13 protein-coding genes are annotated in these 17,662 nt (G+C 41.3%); 7 read left to right on the forward strand and 6 right to left on the reverse strand.

The features are described from left to right. Positions 1-161 precede the first annotated feature (161 nt). Both METVE_RS0110200 and METVE_RS0110205 read left to right on the forward strand, forming a co-directional pair. Positions 162-1,511 carry an ABC transporter substrate-binding protein gene (locus METVE_RS0110200; RefSeq protein WP_020168381.1) on the forward strand — a complete coding sequence of 450 codons (1,350 nt, stop codon included), beginning with the start codon at positions 162-164 and terminating at the stop codon, positions 1,509-1,511. A 175-nt stretch (positions 1,512-1,686) separates the two neighbouring features. Beyond that, positions 1,687-2,484: an ABC transporter ATP-binding protein gene (locus METVE_RS0110205; RefSeq protein WP_020168382.1), complete on the forward strand. Its 798-nt coding sequence runs from the start codon at positions 1,687-1,689 to the stop codon at positions 2,482-2,484. Positions 2,485-2,612: 128 nt separating this feature from the next. Here the strand turns inward: METVE_RS0110205 and METVE_RS0110210 are convergent, their stop codons facing one another. The 3 genes from METVE_RS0110210 to METVE_RS0110220 all read right to left on the reverse strand — a co-directional run bounded on the left by METVE_RS0110210 (position 2,613) and on the right by METVE_RS0110220 (position 6,874). Continuing rightward, a complete protein-coding gene (locus METVE_RS0110210) occupies positions 2,613-3,728 on the reverse strand; it encodes a porin (protein WP_020168383.1) in 1,116 nt (371 codons plus the stop codon). 363 nt (positions 3,729-4,091) lie between these two features. Next, on the reverse strand, positions 4,092-4,580 hold the full coding sequence (locus METVE_RS0110215) for a cyanophycin metabolism-associated DUF1854 family protein (protein WP_020168384.1): 489 nt from the start codon (positions 4,578-4,580) through the stop codon (positions 4,092-4,094). After that, positions 4,577-6,874 carry a cyanophycin metabolism-associated ABC transporter gene (locus METVE_RS0110220; protein WP_020168385.1) on the reverse strand — a complete coding sequence of 766 codons (2,298 nt, stop codon included), beginning with the start codon at positions 6,872-6,874 and terminating at the stop codon, positions 4,577-4,579. Before METVE_RS0110220 ends, METVE_RS0110215 begins: the two co-directional genes overlap by 4 nt. Before the next feature lie 129 nt (positions 6,875-7,003). Here METVE_RS0110220 and METVE_RS0110225 point away from each other — a divergent pair, with 129 nt between their 5' ends. The 5 genes from METVE_RS0110225 (at position 7,004) to METVE_RS0110245 (ending at position 14,404) form a co-directional block, all read left to right on the forward strand. Further along, the gene (locus METVE_RS0110225) at positions 7,004-9,178 is read left to right on the forward strand and encodes a cyanophycin synthetase (RefSeq protein ID WP_026362105.1); all 2,175 of its coding nucleotides are present in this window, start codon (positions 7,004-7,006) and stop codon (positions 9,176-9,178) included. A 53-nt stretch (positions 9,179-9,231) separates the two neighbouring features. Further along, complete coding sequence (cphA, locus tag METVE_RS0110230) at positions 9,232-11,877, forward strand: cyanophycin synthetase (RefSeq protein WP_020168387.1); 2,646 nt, start codon at positions 9,232-9,234, stop codon at positions 11,875-11,877. A gap of 39 nt (positions 11,878-11,916) precedes the next feature. Then, positions 11,917-12,042, forward strand: coding sequence for a hypothetical protein (locus METVE_RS12915; RefSeq protein WP_020168388.1), 126 nt, complete (start codon positions 11,917-11,919; stop codon positions 12,040-12,042). Between the two features lie 667 nt (positions 12,043-12,709). Continuing rightward, positions 12,710-12,913 (forward strand): hypothetical protein, encoded by a 204-nt coding sequence (locus METVE_RS0110240; RefSeq protein WP_020168389.1) that lies wholly within the window; start codon positions 12,710-12,712, stop codon positions 12,911-12,913. Positions 12,914-13,207: 294 nt separating this feature from the next. Next, positions 13,208-14,404, forward strand: a complete 1,197-nt coding sequence (locus METVE_RS0110245; protein WP_232415309.1) for a hypothetical protein — start codon at positions 13,208-13,210, stop codon at positions 14,402-14,404. Positions 14,405-14,420: 16 nt separating this feature from the next. Here the strand turns inward: METVE_RS0110245 and METVE_RS0110250 are convergent, their stop codons facing one another. The 3 genes from METVE_RS0110250 to METVE_RS0110270 all read right to left on the reverse strand — a co-directional run bounded on the left by METVE_RS0110250 (position 14,421) and on the right by METVE_RS0110270 (position 17,657). Then, positions 14,421-15,020, reverse strand: coding sequence for a LexA family protein (locus tag METVE_RS0110250; protein WP_020168391.1), 600 nt, complete (start codon positions 15,018-15,020; stop codon positions 14,421-14,423). 109 nt (positions 15,021-15,129) lie between these two features. Beyond that, complete coding sequence (locus METVE_RS0110255; protein ID WP_020168392.1) at positions 15,130-16,092, reverse strand: hypothetical protein; 963 nt, start codon at positions 16,090-16,092, stop codon at positions 15,130-15,132. Between the two features lie 449 nt (positions 16,093-16,541). Further along, entirely contained in the window at positions 16,542-17,657 is a 1,116-nt protein-coding gene (locus METVE_RS0110270; RefSeq protein WP_020168395.1) for an HNH endonuclease, read from the reverse strand. Positions 17,658-17,662 lie beyond the last annotated feature (5 nt).

Below are 17,662 nucleotides of genomic sequence, written 5' to 3' on the forward strand. Positions count from 1 at the left end.
AACTAAATTTATAGCTTAACTTTTACATCTTTTTAACTTAATCGCTTTAACTTACAGGAGTGCCTTTTGATGTGTTGATTACAAATATGTGCGAAAAACCAATTTTTATATAACTAAATAATATTAAAAATTATATTATTAAAACTAAGGAGTATATAAGTATGAGTATTTTTAAGAGGGCGACGCAGCTACTCGCCGCGTTAGGTTTGGGAGCGATGCTGCTTTCTGGCAACGCTCAAGCAGAAAATGAGCAATATTTTCCATTACAAAGCTATCGTATCGGGCCTTATGCGGCAGGTGGTTCAGGTTTCTTTGGTGGTTTCATTGATTATTTACAATACATCAATGCAAAAGATGGCGGTGTAAATGGGGTTAAATTCACTTGGAGCGAGTGCGAAACCGAGTACGTGGTTGAAAAAGGCGTTGAGTGTTATGAACGCCTTAAAAAAGGCTTAAACGGCGCACCAGCAGCAGCAACCAATCCATTGTCTGTCGGCATCGCTTACGCAACGCTTGATCGCTCAACTGCAGACAAATTGCCGTTGATTACGATTAACCATGGCCGCACAGATTCTACTGATGGCAGCGTATTTCCGTATGCTTTCCCATTACAACTTAATCCGTACAGTGAAGTGTCTGCAATCATCAATTACATCGGCACTCAATCAGGCGGTTTGGACAAACTGAAAGGTAAGAAAATCGTGACGCTGTATCACGGTTCACCTTATGGTAAAGAAACGAGTCCGATTTTAGAGCTATTGGCTAAAAAATATGGCTTTGAACTGACTTTGCTAGAAGTACCGCATCCAGGTAACGAACAACAATCGCAGTGGCTCAATATTCGCCGTATCAAACCAGATTGGGTGATTTTACGCGGTTGGGGTGTGATGAACCCAGTGGCGCTTAAAACTGCGCAAAAAACTGGTTTCCCAGCTGATCATATTATCGGCAATATCTGGAGCAACTCAGAAGATGATGCAGCGCCTGCAGGTAGCGCAGCCAAAGGTTTCATCTCAATCACAACGCATCCTTCCGGCACTAGCTTCCCAGTGTTACAAGGTATCGATAAATACGTGGTGAAAGCGGGTAAGGGCAATCTGCAAGACCCTAAACGTTTTGGTAATGTTTACTACAACTTAGGCGTGGTGAATGGCATCTTAAACGTTGAAGCGGTGCGTGTAGCACAAGCGAAATATGGCAAACGCCCATTAACTGGTGAAGAAGTGCGTTGGGGTTTTGAAAATATCAAACTGGATGATAAGCGCTTGAAAGAGTTGGGCGCTTTAGGCTTGGTGCAACCATTGAAATTAAGTTGCTCTGACCATGAAGGCGGCGGTGCTGTTCGCTTCCAACAGTGGGATGGCACAAAGTGGAAAGTTATTTCTGATTGGGTGCAAGCTGATCGCAAATTATTACGCCCAATTATTGAAGAATCATCACATGCATATGCCAAAGAAAAAGGCATTACACCACGTGATTGCGCGAAAGAAGCTGTCGCTTTGGTTAAATAATTAAAGTGATTAGACAGAAGTAACTATGCGCGCAAGGTTAACTAATCTTGCGCGCAACTGTTTTTACTTTTTTGTTTTTTTTAAGTTTTATTTCGATTGAATCTGCAGCTTTATTTTTTCTGCGGGTATAACCGAAATTCTATTGAAAATTAAAGGTTAAGTTTTAAGGAAAAACATGTCAAATTCATCCGCAATACAGCCAGAACTAGTTCACCCAAAACTATCACAGCCACAACTTAACCCTATTTTAAAGCTAGAAAATATCGAGGTCATTTATGAAAAAGTGATATTCGCGATTAAAAATATCTCGCTTGTCGTAGGGCACAATTCTATTGTCGCCTTGCTGGGTGCGAATGGCGCAGGCAAAAGTACCACGCTTAAAGCTATATCAGGTTTGGCGAATGCGCAGCGTGGCGAAATTGTGAATGGCAGCATTCATTATCAAGGTAAAAATATCACCAAGGCGACGCCATCTCAATTAGTGGAAAGTGGCTTGGTGCAAGTGTTAGAAGGGCGCCATTGCTTTGCACATCTAAGTGTTGAAGAGAATCTACTCACAGGCGCATATATCAAGAATCCTTCTAAAGTAAAGCTCAAACAGCAATTAGATAAAGTGTACGAATATTTTCCAAGGTTAAAACTGTTAAGTAAAAATTTGGCTGGATACACTTCTGGCGGCGAGCAACAGATGGTCGCGATTGGCCGTGCCTTAATGGCAGAACCTAAACTGGTATTGTTAGACGAGCCATCGATGGGGTTAGCGCCGCAAATTGTAGAAGAGATATTTGAGATCGTTAAAAATTTAAAAGATACCGAAGGTTTGAGCTTTTTACTGGCAGAACAAAACGCAACGGTTGCGTTGCGTTATGCGGATTATGCTTATGTATTAGAAAGTGGATTAGTGACAAGTGAAGGAAGTGTCGAGCAGATCAATCAATCTAATCATCTGCAAAACTCTTATCTTGGAGGCTAGTGATTGTTTAGTTAATTAACAGTCAGTTAATAAATTAATCAGCTAAAATTTATAAATGAAAATGGCCTTTTACAAGGCCATTTTTTAATGCATTTATAGTGTTAAGTTCGTAGTCTTAAGTTTCCGCATTAAAAGAAATGCGCGACATGGAAAATTACCTTAATGCCATCAATATCTGGCAAACCTTGATTGCGGCTCTCTTTAAAGTAAAAAGTATCGATACGCGTATTGCTGCTGCCGTTAATCAAATAACCTGCACCTATATCATAGCGTGACGTGGTGATGTTGCTGGTTTCATTATCAAACTTTTGATAACTCACTTTCGGCTGTATTTTGCCGATGCCAAATGTTTGCGGCAATGTGTAGCTGCCTAACACAAAAAATCCTTTACCTTGTGGCGCAAAAGCATCTAAGGTATTGTCATTATCATAGTTATAGTAAGAGGCTTCTGCACCAACCACGCCGCCACCTGAAACTGCTTTTTCTAAGCGGCCATCTAAATTCCAATATTGGTAATCACCTTTGTTTAACGCAGTGCCAGCGCCATCTGCTTGATAACGATAAGAGCCGCCAACGGATAGAATCGATTTTGCACCGTCATAACTGGCTAAATTGTAAAAGCCTGGTTCCGCATCCCAAAAGTTGTATTGCAATCTGGTTGCATACGACAAATTATCAGAGTCATTCGATAATCCATCGCGACCTTTGAAAGCACCTAATTGATATTTGAATGCTTGGTCTGCGCTGCCGCCCCAAAACGTTGCGCCGTCATCACGGCCACCAAAGCGATTCGGTGCTTGTTCTGCGATAGGAAAATCAAAGGTAGGCGGGTACATTGGCGCTGATGCAGATGCACGACTGGCTGGTGGCAAAAAGCGACCAATCCAAATGTTTGCGTAATTGTTAAATTCAAGACCTAAGTGCCCATCCAGTAGTTCTACTTTATTATCGGCAGAATTTCTGGCGAAGTTAAACTCAAAACCAATATTTTCATGCACTTTACCGTTTGTGTATAAACGTGCTTCTTCAACCGTAAAATCGTTCGATCTGTCTTTGCCATTTGGCGCGGCATCTTCAATAGAGCTATAACTGATTCTGGAAGCGACGCCAATATTGATAAATTGGTTTTCGCTTCTTTGAAATGTGGCTTCAGCATTCGCATTCAAACTAGCGCCTGCCAAACTAGTTAACCCAGCTAAAACGACAAGATAACTCCATCGATGTTTAAAAAATTTATTCCTCATAAAATTTCACCCTGAAAATAATTAATAAATTGATATTGGTGTGCCTATTTAGTCTTTGCGTCATATGCGTTCGAGGCATAAAACTTCCCTCAATAAAGAGGAGCACTACAAGGCTATATTGCACATTGCATGCCATTAAAAACATCAATTAAATCAATTGGTTGAGTTTGTTTCAGAAGTTAAGATTGCTGGTTTATTCAGAAAAGTGCTACTTAGGTGCTTGCAGTACAGCAGTGCATAATCGGGCTAACAGGATTTGAATAGTCCAAAGAATGGATTTAGGACGTTATGCTGTTTTATGACGCGGATTTATGACGCGGATTTATGATGTGGATTTATGATGTGGATTTATGTTACGTAGCGTTATAAAAATCTATCAAGGAGCTTACGACTATGCTGATCTAATTCATCTATATTTGGTATTAAAAAATGAATACCATGACTATCTGTAATCAACATTTTGGTTAGTGTAAGCCGTCTAATAGAATCTTCAGTCTTGATTGTAAGTTCAGTATTTCCTCGATCTGTTTCAAGTTGCCAAGTGCTTGGTGTAGCAAAGCTATTAACATGCAAAATACGATAGATTGTCGGCATGAATTCTCGTAATGCCAATTCATCTGCTATTAGTAGCCTGATTTGATCTGATACGTTAGAGAGATTTTCAATCCATGCGACCTCATGTCCGTTTGCATCAAATAGAGATAGACCATCTTCTGGTGCTGAAATGGGAAATGCGCGTACAGGATAGACACCATTGTGAGTTAATCCTTCATTTGATGTAAAACTCAACTCTCCTGAAGCATTGCGAATAAGTTTGAAGTCCGACATTGATTCTGCAGTTGGTTTTTTCATGACTCAGTCACTTTTGAAGCCGCTTTTTCGCCATCTTTAATATCATCCAAATCTGTATCTACATTACGTGCTTGCGCTTGATAGAGTCTGAAATAAGCGCCTTCACGCAGCATCAGTTCATCATGGCTACCTATTTCAACAATTTCTCCTCGGTCTAGCACTACTAAACGATTGGCTTTATGTAGCGTAGAAAGTCGATGAGCAATAGCAATCGTCGTCCGGCCATGGACTAGATTATCCAATGCTTTTTGGATTTCTTTTTCAGTTTCAGTGTCTACCGATGCCGTCGCTTCATCCAGAATAAGAATACGAGGATCGATAAGCAGCGCACGTGCAATGGAGATGCGTTGGCGCTCACCACCAGATAAACCTTGCCCGCGCTCGCCTACTAGTGAATCATATCCATGAGGAAGCCTTAATATAAACTCATGCGCATGCGCAGCGCGTGCGGCAGCAATAATCTCAGCGCGACTAGCTGTTGGCTTACCATAAGCGATATTCTCAGCAATACTGCCAAAAAATAGAAAAGGCTCTTGCAGTACCAGCCCAGTATTGCTTCTATATTCTGAAATTGGCAGTGAGCGAATATTAATGCCATCAATACTGATCGAGCCTTCTGTGACATCGTAAAAACGGCACATTAAATTCACCAAAGTACTTTTGCCAGATCCGCTATGACCAACTAAACCGATCATCTCGCCAGGTGCGATGCTGAGATTTAGGTCTTTAATTACCGCGCGATTGCCATAACGAAACCCTGCATTCTTGATATCAATCTGACCGATGACTTTATCAAGATGCACGGGGCTAATTGGCTCTGGCACGCTAGATACATGGTCGAGAATATCGAAAATACGTTTGGCGCCAGATGCCGCTTTTTGCGTGACGGATACAATGCGACTCATTGAATCGAGACGTGTATAAAATCGGCTGATATAGGCTAGAAAAGCGGTTAATACGCCGACCGTGATTTCGTTGCGCGAGACTAGCCAAATACCAAATGCCCACACTAATAACAAGCCGACCTCAGTCAGTAACGTCACGCTGGGGGAAAATAATGACCATATTTTGTTGATACGGTCATTGACAACTAAGTTGTGCTGATTCGCTTCGCGAAAGCGTGTCGCTTCGCGTTTTTCTTGTGCGAATGCTTTGACGACTCTTATTCCCGGAATGGTATCTGCCAACACATTGCTGACTTCTGACCAAACGCGGTCTATTTTTTCAAAGCCTGTTCTCAGTTTATCGCGCACGATATGTATCATCCAGGCAATGAACGGTAGCGGTAACAAAGTGATTAGCGCTAATTCGGCATTGATAGAAATCAGAATCGCCGCCGTCATGATGATCATCAACACATCAGTGGCAAAATCTAATAGATGCAACGATAGAAATACACAGATACGGTCAGATTCTGAACCAATGCGCGACATGAGGTCGCCAGTGCGTTTGCCGCCAAAATACTCTAATGAAAGTTTTAGTAGGTGTTCGTAGGTAATCGTACGTAAATCCGCACCAATACGTTCGCTGACCAAAGCCAGAATATAAGTACGCGCCCAACCTAAACCCCATGCCAATAATGCAGAACCCAATAGCCCTGATAGCAGAAGTGAAACCATTTTAATATCAATAGATGCGCCATTCTGATAAGGAATTAACACTTTATCCATCAACGGAATGGTGAGGTAAGGTGGCACCAGCGTAGCGGCAGTAGAAGCCAGCATCAACAAAAAACCTGCCAGTAATTGCCATTGATAAGGTTTGGCAAAGCGCCATAAACGAAACAGCGTCCAAGTTGAAGGGGGTGCTTCAATCGAGTTGCTACATATCGGGCATTCATCATTATTAGCTGATAATTGCGTCTGACAATTGGGGCAATATTCAATATCAGCTTGAGTAGTGGTTTTGCCACTAATTAAGTAGTTAAGTTGCAACTCAAACTGCTGGATAAAACGTATGGCAGCAGTATTATGTGCAAGTGTGTAATGCCAAATGCCGATGCGCGCATCGCCCAAAAACAGTCCGATATTTCCAACACCAGCATGATCATGATGTTGTAACGCTAACTGTGCTTGGAATCGGTACTCAGAAGTGAGTTTTTTATCGGCATCAAAATGCTTCAAGCCACTTTGGGTAACTAACAGCAGACTTTTTTTAAAATGCAGCTGATTATCAAGATTGATTTCAAACCACGCTAAAACTTCTTCAGTAGCGGGCAAAGTTTCCAACACAGTTTGCCATGCAAATGGTAAAGATTTGTTGATAGGAGTAGAGGTGGAAGGTTGGATATTCACAGCGAACGAGTTTACTACAATCAAGTTTTCTAACAAATAGTTATAAGTTCAGTGTTGTAAGCTTCCTGTAAGCTTCATATGAGATGCTCAAAACGTTTTTATATTCGTTTTATCCATCTGGACTAGTTAATGAAATTCCTTAAATTACTTCCCCTGCACGGCCCCAATATATGGACATATCGTCCAGTGCTTGAAGCATGGTTAGATATTGGACCATTAGAGGACTCTCCCTCGAATACCATCCCTGGTTTTTATGATCGACTCAGCAAGTGGTTGCCTACATTAATTGAGCATCGCTGTGGTATAGGTGAGCGCGGAGGATTTTTGCAACGTGTTCGTGAAGGTACGTGGCCAGGCCATATATTGGAACATGTGACGTTAGAATTGCAAACGCTGGCTGGCATGCAGGGCGGTTTTGGCAAAGCACGGAGTACTCATATTCGTAGCGTTTACAAAGTAGTCGTCCGTTCTCGTAATGAACAAGTCAGCCGCGCTGCGCTGCAAGCTGGTCGTGATTTAGTGATGGCAGCTATTGAGAATACACCTTATGACGTAAGCGCTACTGTGGCGCAATTGCGCGAAATGGTTGATTCGCTCTGTTTAGGTCCAAGTACAGCTTGTATTGTAGATGCTGCCACCGAACGTAACATTCCTTCTATTCGATTGACTGAAGGCAATTTGGTACAACTGGGTTATGGCGCCCGTCAGCACCGCATTTGGACGGCTGAAACAGATCAAACCAGTGCAATTGCAGAAAGTATTTCTAGTGATAAAGATTTAACTAAAAGACTATTACAATCTTGCGGTGTTCCTGTGCCAGAAGGACGAATTGTTGATAGCCCGGCAGATGCTTGGGATGCGGCTGAAGACATCGGCGTTCCTGTAGTCGTAAAACCCAGTGACGGCAATCATGGGCGCGGCGTTTCCACTGAGTTGATGACACGCGAAGAGGTTGAGGCTGCATTCAACTTAGCTAATGATGAAGGTAGCGAAGTGATTGTAGAGCGTTTCGTGCGTGGGAATGAGCATCGGTTACTGATTGTGGGAGGGCGTTTAGCCGCGGCCACTAGAGGTGAGCCTGTCTCAATTGTGGGTGATGGTCAATCGAGTATTCGTCGGCTTATCACATCGCAAATCAATTCAGATCCAAGACGTGGTGAAGCGGAAGAATATCCGTTAGACGTGATATTGATTGATGAGCAGCCTGCAGTGAGTTTTGAAATTGCGCGTCAAGGCTTTAAACCAGACTCAGTACCATCACAAGGTCAACAAGTGATTATTCAACGTAATGGCAATGTCGCCTTTGATGTGACTGATCTTGTGCATCCAGAAGTGGCGGCAGCAGCTTCGCTAGCTGCGCGCATTGTTGGTTTAGATATTGCAGGTGTGGATCTGGTCGTACAAGATATTTCAAGACCATTAGCCGAACAAGGCGGCGCAATTGTCGAGGTAAATGCTGGCCCAGGTTTACTTATGCATCTTAAACCTGCAGCGGGCAAGCCGCAGTTGGTAGGCAAGGCGATCGTAGATAATTTATTTCCAGTAAATGAAAGTGGTCGTATACCTGTCGTAGGTATTACTGGAAGCAGCGGAATGACATTAGCCGCGCAGATTATCTCTCAGTTAATTCATTTAAATGGTCAATATGTCGCTTTGGCATGTAAAGAGGGCTTGTATCTCAATCAGCGCTTGGTTGATAAACGTGATTGTGCCAATCGAATATCCGCGCAAAAACTATTGATGAACCGCATGGTAGAAGCAGCGGTTATTGAAAACAGTGCAACGACTATTTTGACTGAAGGATTAGGATACGACCGTTGTCAGGTAGGAATTGTGACCAATATTCATGCAGAGGAACACTTTGGCCAACATTATCTGGAAAATCATGATCAAGTGTATAACGTTTTCCGTACTCAAGTAGACGTAGTCATGAGCAGCGGGTTTGCTATATTAAATGCCGATGACCCTATCGTAGCCAAAATGGCTGAGTTATGTGACGGTGAGGTCATCTTTTTCTCTCAAGATTCTAAGCTCCCACGGATTGAAGCGCATTTAAAACAAGGCGGGCGGATAGTGTCAGTTGAAGCCGATCGATTGGTATTGACCAAGGGTAATGAAAAAATACAGCTCAATCATCTAAAAAATATTCCGATATTGACTAAAAAAAATGAGCGTTCAAAAACACAGAGCCCACTAATTGAACATGTATTAGCCGCTGTAAGCGCCGCATGGTCACTCAATATTTCGCCCGCATTGATCAGTGCGGGAATTGAAACATTTCGACCTGTCAGTGAAATAATTTAAGTAAAAAAAGTCGTTAAGGCTTATAAATTTAAGTATAAAAGGAAAGTTACTCAATGGAAATTACCCGAGTTCGTGCATTACGTGGCCCTAATTTGTGGAGTCGACATACCGCTATCGAAGCGGTAGTCAATTATAGTGAGGCCGAATCTAGCATATTAAATATTCCAGGTTTTGAGTCACGTTTACGCGCGCTTTTTCCAGAAGTTGGTTTGCTACAACTAGCTGGGCACACTGGCGGTGTATCTATGGCACATGTATTGCAACTAGCCGCACTTAGATTACAGGCAGAATCAGGCTGCCCTGTGACTTTTAGTCGAACAGCAACCACTATGGAACAAGGTGTGCTTCAAGTGGTATTTGAATATACAGAAGAGCAAGTCGGTCGATTAGCGCTCAAATTAGCAGAACAGCTTTGTAAGGCTGCAACAATTAATGAGCCGTTTGACTTATCTGCTGCTTTGGCACAGTTAAAAGAATTAGATGAAGATTCACGTCTAGGGCCAAGTACTGGTGCGATTGTGGATGCTGCAACTGTCAGGAATATTCCTTATCGTCGACTGACTGAAGGAAGCTTAGTGCAGTTTGGCTGGGGTAGTAAACAGCGCCGTATTCAAGCTGCGGAAACGGATAGAAGTAGTGCGATTGCAGAGGCAATCGCACAGGATAAAGAGCTTACTAAGAAACTATTAGATGCTGCAGGTGTACCTGTGCCTGTCGGACGCAATGTCTCGAATATTGAAGATGCTTGGTTAGCGATGGTTGAAATAGCTGGGCCGAGTAAAAATGATGAGCTTGATAAGTCTGGCGCAGTGATGGTCACAGGTGGTTCAATCGTCGTAAAGCCTAAAGATGGCAATCAAGGTAAAGGCGTAACAGTCAATATTAATACTCGCGCTCAACTGGAAGTAGCTTATCTTGCGGCAAAAGAAATCAGTACGGAAGTTATGGTGGAACGATTTATTCCAGGAAGTGATTTCCGTTTATTAGTCGTTGGTAATCAAATGGTTGCAGCTGCGAGGCGAGATGCGCCATTGGTGATTGGTGATGGTGTTCAAAGCATTCGTGAATTAGTCGAGCAAGTCAATAATGACCCAAAGCGTGGTAACGGTCATGCAACGTCACTGACAAAAATTCGTATTGATGATATTGCATTAGCCAGTTTGACTAAGCAGAACTTCACAGTTGATTCTGTACCATTAAAAGGCGTACGGGTTATTCTACGTAACAATGCAAATCTTAGTACTGGCGGAACTGCAACGGATGTGACCGATGATGTTCATCCAGACTTGGCCGCAAGTGCAGTTGCAGCAGCAGAAATGATTGGCTTAGATATTTGCGGCGTAGATGTTGTTTGTGACAGTGTATTGCATCCGCTACAAGAACAAGGTGGCGGCATTGTTGAGGTGAATGCCGCGCCAGGCCTGCGTATGCATTTACAGCCGTCATTTGGTAAATCGCGTGCAGTCGGAGAAGCGATTGTTTCAACGATGTTTGCTGCCAATGATGATGGACGTATCCCACTAGTAGCCGTGGCTGGTACTAATGGTAAGACGACTACGGTACGTCTTATTGCACATATCCTTAGTTGTAAAGGCTTGCGAGTCGGTATGACCAACTCAGATGGCGTATATATCCAAGGCCAACGTATTGATACAGGTGATTGCAGTGGCCCGAAAAGTGCGCGCAATGTATTGATGCATCCTGATGTTGATGCTGCCGTTTTTGAAACTGCCCGTGGCGGTGTATTACGTGAAGGCTTAGCGTTTGACCGCTGTAACGTGGCTGTTGTCACCAATATTGGCATGGGCGACCATCTAGGATTAAGCTACATTACGACTGTGGAAGACCTTGCAGTTGTGAAACGTGTCATCGTGCAGAATGTAGCGCCAGACGGCGTTGCGGTACTTAATGCCGCAGATCCTATGTCTGCAAAAATGGCTAGTGCCTGTATTGGGTCTGTCACCTTTTTTGCCTATGATATTTCACATCCGGTCATGGCCACTCATCACGCGCAAGGGAAGAGGGTAGTATTTGTCAATAACGGATTTATCGTAGCGAAACAAGGAAAATTCGAGCAAAAAATTGCATTAAGTGAAGTGCCTATTACCCGCAAAGGGTCGATTGGATTTCAAATAGAAAATACAATGGCAGCTGTAGCAGCCGCTTGGGCACTGAATGTTGATTGGGAAATCATACGCTTAGGAGTTGGCTCATTCATTAATGATGCGCAAACCGCACCTGGACGATTTAACTTTTTTGACTACAAAGGCGCAAGCGTCATTGCCGATTATGGGCATAATCCAGATGCGATTCTTGCATTAGTCAATGCTGTTGAAAATATTCCAGCAAATAAACGGCTGGTCGTGATTAGCGGCGCTGGTGATAGGCGCGATATAGATATTAGTCGTCAATCTGAGATATTGGGTGATGCTTTTGATGAAGTTATTTTGTATCAAGACCAATGCCAACGTGGTCGTGCAGACGGCGAAGTATTGAAGTTATTACAACATGGCTTGGTTAATGCCAAATGCACAAAAAAGATTGACGAGATTCAAGGTGAATTCTTGGCTATTGATACCGCCTTATCTCGTTTGCAGTTAGGTGATTTATGTTTGATTTTAATTGACCAAGTGGATGAAGCGCTGGCGCATATTAAAATGAAAGTTGCAGAGTCTAATAAAAGTTATGTGGCTGCATGACTGCATTTTTAAGCTGAGTGGTGAAATATTGTGGAGATAATGGCTGAAGCTGAAAACACGGGCATGGCAAGAAAACAGAAAATTTGTACTGTATCGGAAGATTTAGTGGGTAGACTGGATAACTCTGATGCAGAAAATGCTGGGGTATTTCTTGTTGGGTATTAGAGATTGGAAGTAGTAATCGTTAGAGCGTGAATAGACATATCATCCATACCAAACTGTAGCTGAATGTACCCCTTGTATCCAAAAGGTGAGTGTAAGTCTTTGATGCTTGTGAATTTTATTGCGAATCAATCATTTAAGATTAACTGGCGTCCCCACGGGGATTACCAATATAAAACTTTAAATTCAATTAAATCAGTAAGTTAAAATCTCTCATGTGCGCTTGTGTGTAACAGTTAAGTGTATCACTAATTGTAATAATTCTTTCAAAGCAATCCCACTTGTTTGACACCCTAACCAATTAAGCAGATTATCTGATGCGCTAGTGATGCACGCATTGTTTAATTCTTGGGGAGGAATCTATGACAAAGCTATTGTTCGCTTTACTATTAATTCTGTTTACTAATATATCTACAGCTTTTGATAGTCAATGTTTGAGCGTAAGTACATCAGTCACAATTACATCTAATGAAGAAGTAGCTCAAAGAGGCTGTTGCTCACATCATGGGGGTGTCTGTGGTTGTAGTGGTGGACGTACTTCATGCTGTGACAATACTTTAAGTCCTAGCTGCTTATGTAATCAAAATGATGTAAATCAGTTTCTCCTAGAGAATCCATCAGAGTCTCCTAAGACTTAAGCCATTAACTAATTAATAAGAAAACAACCATCATGTCACCACAACTTCAACCCATATTAAATACCATACTCACATTAACTGCTATCCTATTCACAGGCGCTTTACTTGGCTTTATTGCGTCTCAATACTTTGGAGAAACACGGGAAGATAAAAGGTGGATATTAAGAGGCGCAACAATATTAACTGTGTTGATTGCGGGTTCAGTGCATCTGTTTTTGTTGAGCAATAAAACTTAATTCGAAGTTTAGCTATGAAGTATCTAGTGTGCTTACTATTAACTTTAGTCAGCCTAAACTCTGCTGCTGAAAGTAATCGCAGTTACAAAGCCAAGAAAGCCTTTAAGATAAGCACTGCTTGCCCTGCAACTAACCGTTACAAAGGGTCGTGTCCTAACTACGTCATTGACCATATAAAACCTTTAGCATGTGGAGGCTCTGACACTCCTGACAACATGCAATGGCAGACTAAAGCTGATGCAAAAGCTAAGGATAAATGGGAACGTAGGGGCTGTAAATAAAAGGTCAAATGCAATGTCACTGAAATCTCTGATTGTTTACTTGGATAGTAGTGATATTTCCCTGCTCTCTAATCCTCTTAAACGCTCTAAAGAACTAGTCAAAATTGAAACCGCTTTATTAGATTTGCAAAGCAAGGGATTGATCGAATTTCGCTTCAGTCAAATTCATATTATTGAAGCGGCTCCAAAGGATGAGGGCTCAGTCGAGTTTGCTAAACAAAGACTAAATTACATTCACAAATTATGTAATAAAAAATGTCTGACCAGCTACGTAAATGTACTCGAGCATGAAATTTTCCAGTTAAGTGAAAATTATGACGGTAGTAAAATGGAATTTCATAACGATGAATCTAAATGGTATCCTCAATTAGATAGAAGCGAGTCTATTAGTTTCAAGAGCATAATCGATGAGCAAATCAATGCTCAATCAGGTCGAGAACAAAAAAGAATGTTCAAGCGTCGACTACTAACGAAGAGTGGAGAAGTAAAGAGAGAGGTGATTAACCATGTAAACCTTTGCTCCCCTACGTCAATTAAAGAGGTAATGGATAAATATCCAGTAACTTATGATGAGGCAAGTTCTTGCCTAAAAGCTTTATTAAATGGTGACTCTGAAAGCCAAGTAATGGAAATTTTGGAAAAGTCATTCTCAGAAGTTAATCGATTGCCAGCTTGGTATGAAATGCAGTGGGATAGAATTATTCCCATATCATCTTTTTTACGTGAAATAGGCTCTTCTTTACAAAGCTCAACACAACAGTTTTATTTTGAGACAAAAGATAACTACGAAAAATGTCAATTGTTAGGATGGGATGAAAAGGAAATTAAAGAAAAGTTGAATGGTATATTTCGTAACATTAAAGAAACCATGCCTGTAAATTTTGTTAAGAAAATGGCTGAAAATCTAGGGTTTACTATTAGTATAGACAAACTATCATGGGTAACTGCTCCATCAATTTTAACAGCTATAACGGTTAGTTATCACATAACTCAAAAGTCCTTGTACGTAGGTGGTACAAGTAGAACATTTAAAGTGAGCGACTTTGGCGACATTTCGCATACTTTTCATCTGCCTCAAGTTGATATTTTTAGAGTTGATGCATTTATTGCTTCTGTAATAAAGGAAGCGAATCTTCCATTTAATACAAGTGTAGTTGGGAATTTGAACGATTTGTTAGAAGCTATACATAAACGTTTAGATGTATTGTGACTGGATTTGGTTGATTCTACTTAAACTTACGGGCTGTTCCTGTAACCACTCCCACAATACTAAACTGCATATCCTCAGTAATCTCAATAGGAGAAAACTTAGGATTCGCTGGAAGTAGTCTAGGTAACCCGTGTTTAGTTTTAGCTAGTGACTTAATTGTAAACTCACCATCCACTTCAGCTAAGACAATATCACCCACTTTAGCCAGTCTTGATTTATCTACGATGGCTATATCATTATCAAAGATGCCAGCCCCAATCATTGACTCACCCTTGATACGTACAAAGAAAGTCGCATCAGCCTCACTGATTAAGTAATCGTTTAAGTCTAAGCGTTTCTCAATGTGGTCATCAGCAGGAGAGGGGAATCCAGCAGCCACTTTAGTGGAGAATAAGGGTAGTTCAATATGCGTGATTAAAGGCTCATCAATAGAGACAACATTGTCCAATTGCTCAAGTCTTTGTTTACGCTTGAGAGCCTCAAGGAAGTCTCTAACAACTGGTTCTTGACTCTCAGGTATGCGGATGGGCGTAGTGGGTTCCTTGAATTGACTCCAAGGTTTTCTACCAGAGCCTAAGCGTTTACCGCCTCTATTTGTTTTTGTAATTTCTTCCATTCGATTATTGTACGATAATCAAAAGATAATGGAAGGGTGATTCAAAAATATACTTAAAGGGTGGTCTGCGGTGATTGGATTGAGTTGCCATTAATATGTAGAAACATAGCTAGTCTTCCTCTCTGATATTTTCCATCTTGTAACTACAATAGCTACATAAACCGCCAAAGTCTTGTTCTTCAGGGGTTAAAGAAGCTTCGCAAACATTACATGTTGAATAGGCCAACTCCTCATGACACGCAACGCAGCAATTTGCTTCAATAACATAAGTATCCTTCTCGCAATTGCTACATGTATAAACAGGAATCTGTCCTCCTTGGGAATGGGCAAGATAAGCTTCCTTAAAATAATAACTATATGTTGCTGGCTCTATAAGCTGTTCATATAAAGACTCATACCTACAAGACTCGCAGAAGAACACTAGCTCATCAAGAGTATCACCATGTAGCGGTTTAAGTAATTGTGAGTTACATTCAGGACAGCGGAATTTCGTAGTAATATTTTTTATGGTTTCGGAAGTCCAATCAACCTCAGCTAAGGCGTTCATACATTCTTGAAGATGAGCTTCATAAACTGTAGAAACCTCCAGTAATGTTTGCCATGTGTCTTCTCCAAGTAGGTCTACAGGCTTCAGGCCAAGCTCTTTATCAATGAAAGGCACTATTACATTAAATGAGTCGGCGATGAGCTCCTTCATAGTGTTACTAGTGGCTGATGTATGGTAATGCTCGATATCATTTCTTAGTGTAATCATTTTGTTGACTCTATCCCAATCAACATTAATGCCAAGTGTTGTGAGACGTTGCTTAATCTGTTCTACATCTACAGTTTTTCTACCTTTACCAACAAACTTTACTGCTCCAGTATCAGATATTTCTGGCAGCATTACTTGCTTAATTAGGACTTCATTAGAGTCTATTGCAGACAATATCCGCAGCTTCTCTTTAAACAATAGGAGGATACCTGCACTGAGGTTACGAATTGAAGATAACGCACGCCTAGGGTCTTCATTCTTGTAGTCTTCGACTCCTAGTTGAATTGATGAGATTGCGTTTGTTAAAAGAGTATCCATAGAAATCCAAAGTTTAGATGTCAAAAAATAGTGGTGGATGAAGTCAACCTAGGCCATCTATCGTGAACCCAAGCGAACTCTTCAGGTGTATCTTCAGTAACCACAAAGACACGCTGCTCATCATTATGCTTGACCACAAGAGCCTCTATAGATTTACCCTGTGGAACTTCAATCCAGTGGGGTACCTTCTCAGCATCTTTCTCCATAAAGCTATGAGCTGCTAAATGAACAAGGGTAGGGCTGTAGCGTTCCCATTTACCAATCTCAAAGAGTCTGACCTAGCCCATCCTCCTTGCACAAAGGGGGCTTGCTCTTCTTTACGTCTACCCCATTTAATCCATTCAATACTACCGTCACTCTTGACTACCGGAAGAGCTGCTTTAGGATTTGGGAAATAAATACTCCACTCTTTATCTGAAGGTTCAATATATCGGAGTCCAGCACACATCCTAGCTTGCCTTGAAACTAATCAACAGTTGCCGTAGTTCATCAACCAGTTTGTGTGAGTTGATACCATAATGCAACTCTCTATGACAGTTTGGACAAAGACCTAAAGCATTATCTACTGTGTCACGACCTTTATTAGCCAAATGATGTAGATGATGCACTTCCAAAAAAGGCTCACCTGAAGAGGTTAAAAAAGGTGCTTCACATTTACAGCACTCACATTTTCCAGCTGCTCTTTTAAGTACCCAAGCTTTGACTTTGTGGTCTCGACTTATTTGAACAACGTTTCTAAAGGTCGCATTGGGAGACTCGTTACCCAAAGGAGGGGATTTATCCACCTTCCGTAACTCTTCCTGGACAGAATATTCAAACGAAACTTTATTTGCATTTGGGATATTCTCAAGGTCACAAATAATTGCCTCTAACTTTGCAGCTATCTTTGCCCCGACATTTTTCGCTGGCTTGAGTCCTTTTATCCAGCTACGTCCCATTAAGCTTAATACATAGGAGATATTTTGCATCCTGTACTCAAATGCTTTAGGGGTTCTATTGAAATTATTACTTAACTGGGCATACATTGTTTTTTTATTATACTTTTCACCGACTAACTCATCATGCAGCATACTTTGATAAGCAATAACTGATGCCTTAAGTTCTTCATCAGTCCAAGATTTCGTATCTTCTATTAAACTAGAAATTCTGAGTTTAGATTGTCTTACGGCTGCTTCAGAAAAGCTTTCTGGAAACCGTAAAATAATTGACTCGAAAGATAATTTCTCTAATCGCATTTCTACAAGAGCTGTGTACCCCAAAGGGTCAGCTTTTTTAGTTACAGCTTTTTCTACAGTTGGAATGATTCCTAATCTTTTTATATCTGGCCAAGTTCTTCTCGCTCCATTTGATTTTGGGTTTCTATCGAGGAGCACTTCTTCATAAGCATGTATTGCTTCTATGCATTCTTTTTCAACGATTGAGGAAACTGGGTATGCTTCTGTTTTGAGTTGAATTTTTCTTAGCCTTGCTTCATAGGCCAATTCTTCATAGCCATTTGCTAGTGCTATTTTTCTAAAATCCTCACAATCCTTAGCATTACTTAACGCCAATATACGAGCATCCATCCATG

This window comes from Methylotenera versatilis 79, assembly GCF_000384375.1.
In the GTDB taxonomy this organism is placed as follows: domain Bacteria; phylum Pseudomonadota; class Gammaproteobacteria; order Burkholderiales; family Methylophilaceae; genus Methylotenera_A; species Methylotenera_A versatilis_B.

Coding starts and splice junctions, on each gene's coding strand:
- METVE_RS0110200 (WP_020168381.1), top strand. CDS start 162: ATGAGTATTTTTAAGAGGGCGACGCAGCTACTCGCCGCGTTAGGTTTG.
- METVE_RS0110270 (WP_020168395.1), bottom strand. CDS start 17,657: ATGGATGCTCGTATATTGGCGTTAAGTAATGCTAAGGATTGTGAGGAT.
- METVE_RS0110240 (WP_020168389.1), top strand. CDS start 12,710: ATGTCACCACAACTTCAACCCATATTAAATACCATACTCACATTAACT.
- METVE_RS0110250 (WP_020168391.1), bottom strand. CDS start 15,020: ATGGAAGAAATTACAAAAACAAATAGAGGCGGTAAACGCTTAGGCTCT.
- METVE_RS0110210 (WP_020168383.1), bottom strand. CDS start 3,728: ATGAGGAATAAATTTTTTAAACATCGATGGAGTTATCTTGTCGTTTTA.
- METVE_RS0110255 (WP_020168392.1), bottom strand. CDS start 16,092: ATGGATACTCTTTTAACAAACGCAATCTCATCAATTCAACTAGGAGTC.
- METVE_RS0110205 (WP_020168382.1), top strand. CDS start 1,687: ATGTCAAATTCATCCGCAATACAGCCAGAACTAGTTCACCCAAAACTA.
- METVE_RS0110225 (WP_026362105.1), top strand. CDS start 7,004: ATGAAATTCCTTAAATTACTTCCCCTGCACGGCCCCAATATATGGACA.
- METVE_RS0110245 (WP_232415309.1), top strand. CDS start 13,208: ATGTCACTGAAATCTCTGATTGTTTACTTGGATAGTAGTGATATTTCC.
- cphA (WP_020168387.1), top strand. CDS start 9,232: ATGGAAATTACCCGAGTTCGTGCATTACGTGGCCCTAATTTGTGGAGT.
- METVE_RS12915 (WP_020168388.1), top strand. CDS start 11,917: ATGGCTGAAGCTGAAAACACGGGCATGGCAAGAAAACAGAAAATTTGT.
- METVE_RS0110215 (WP_020168384.1), bottom strand. CDS start 4,580: ATGAAAAAACCAACTGCAGAATCAATGTCGGACTTCAAACTTATTCGC.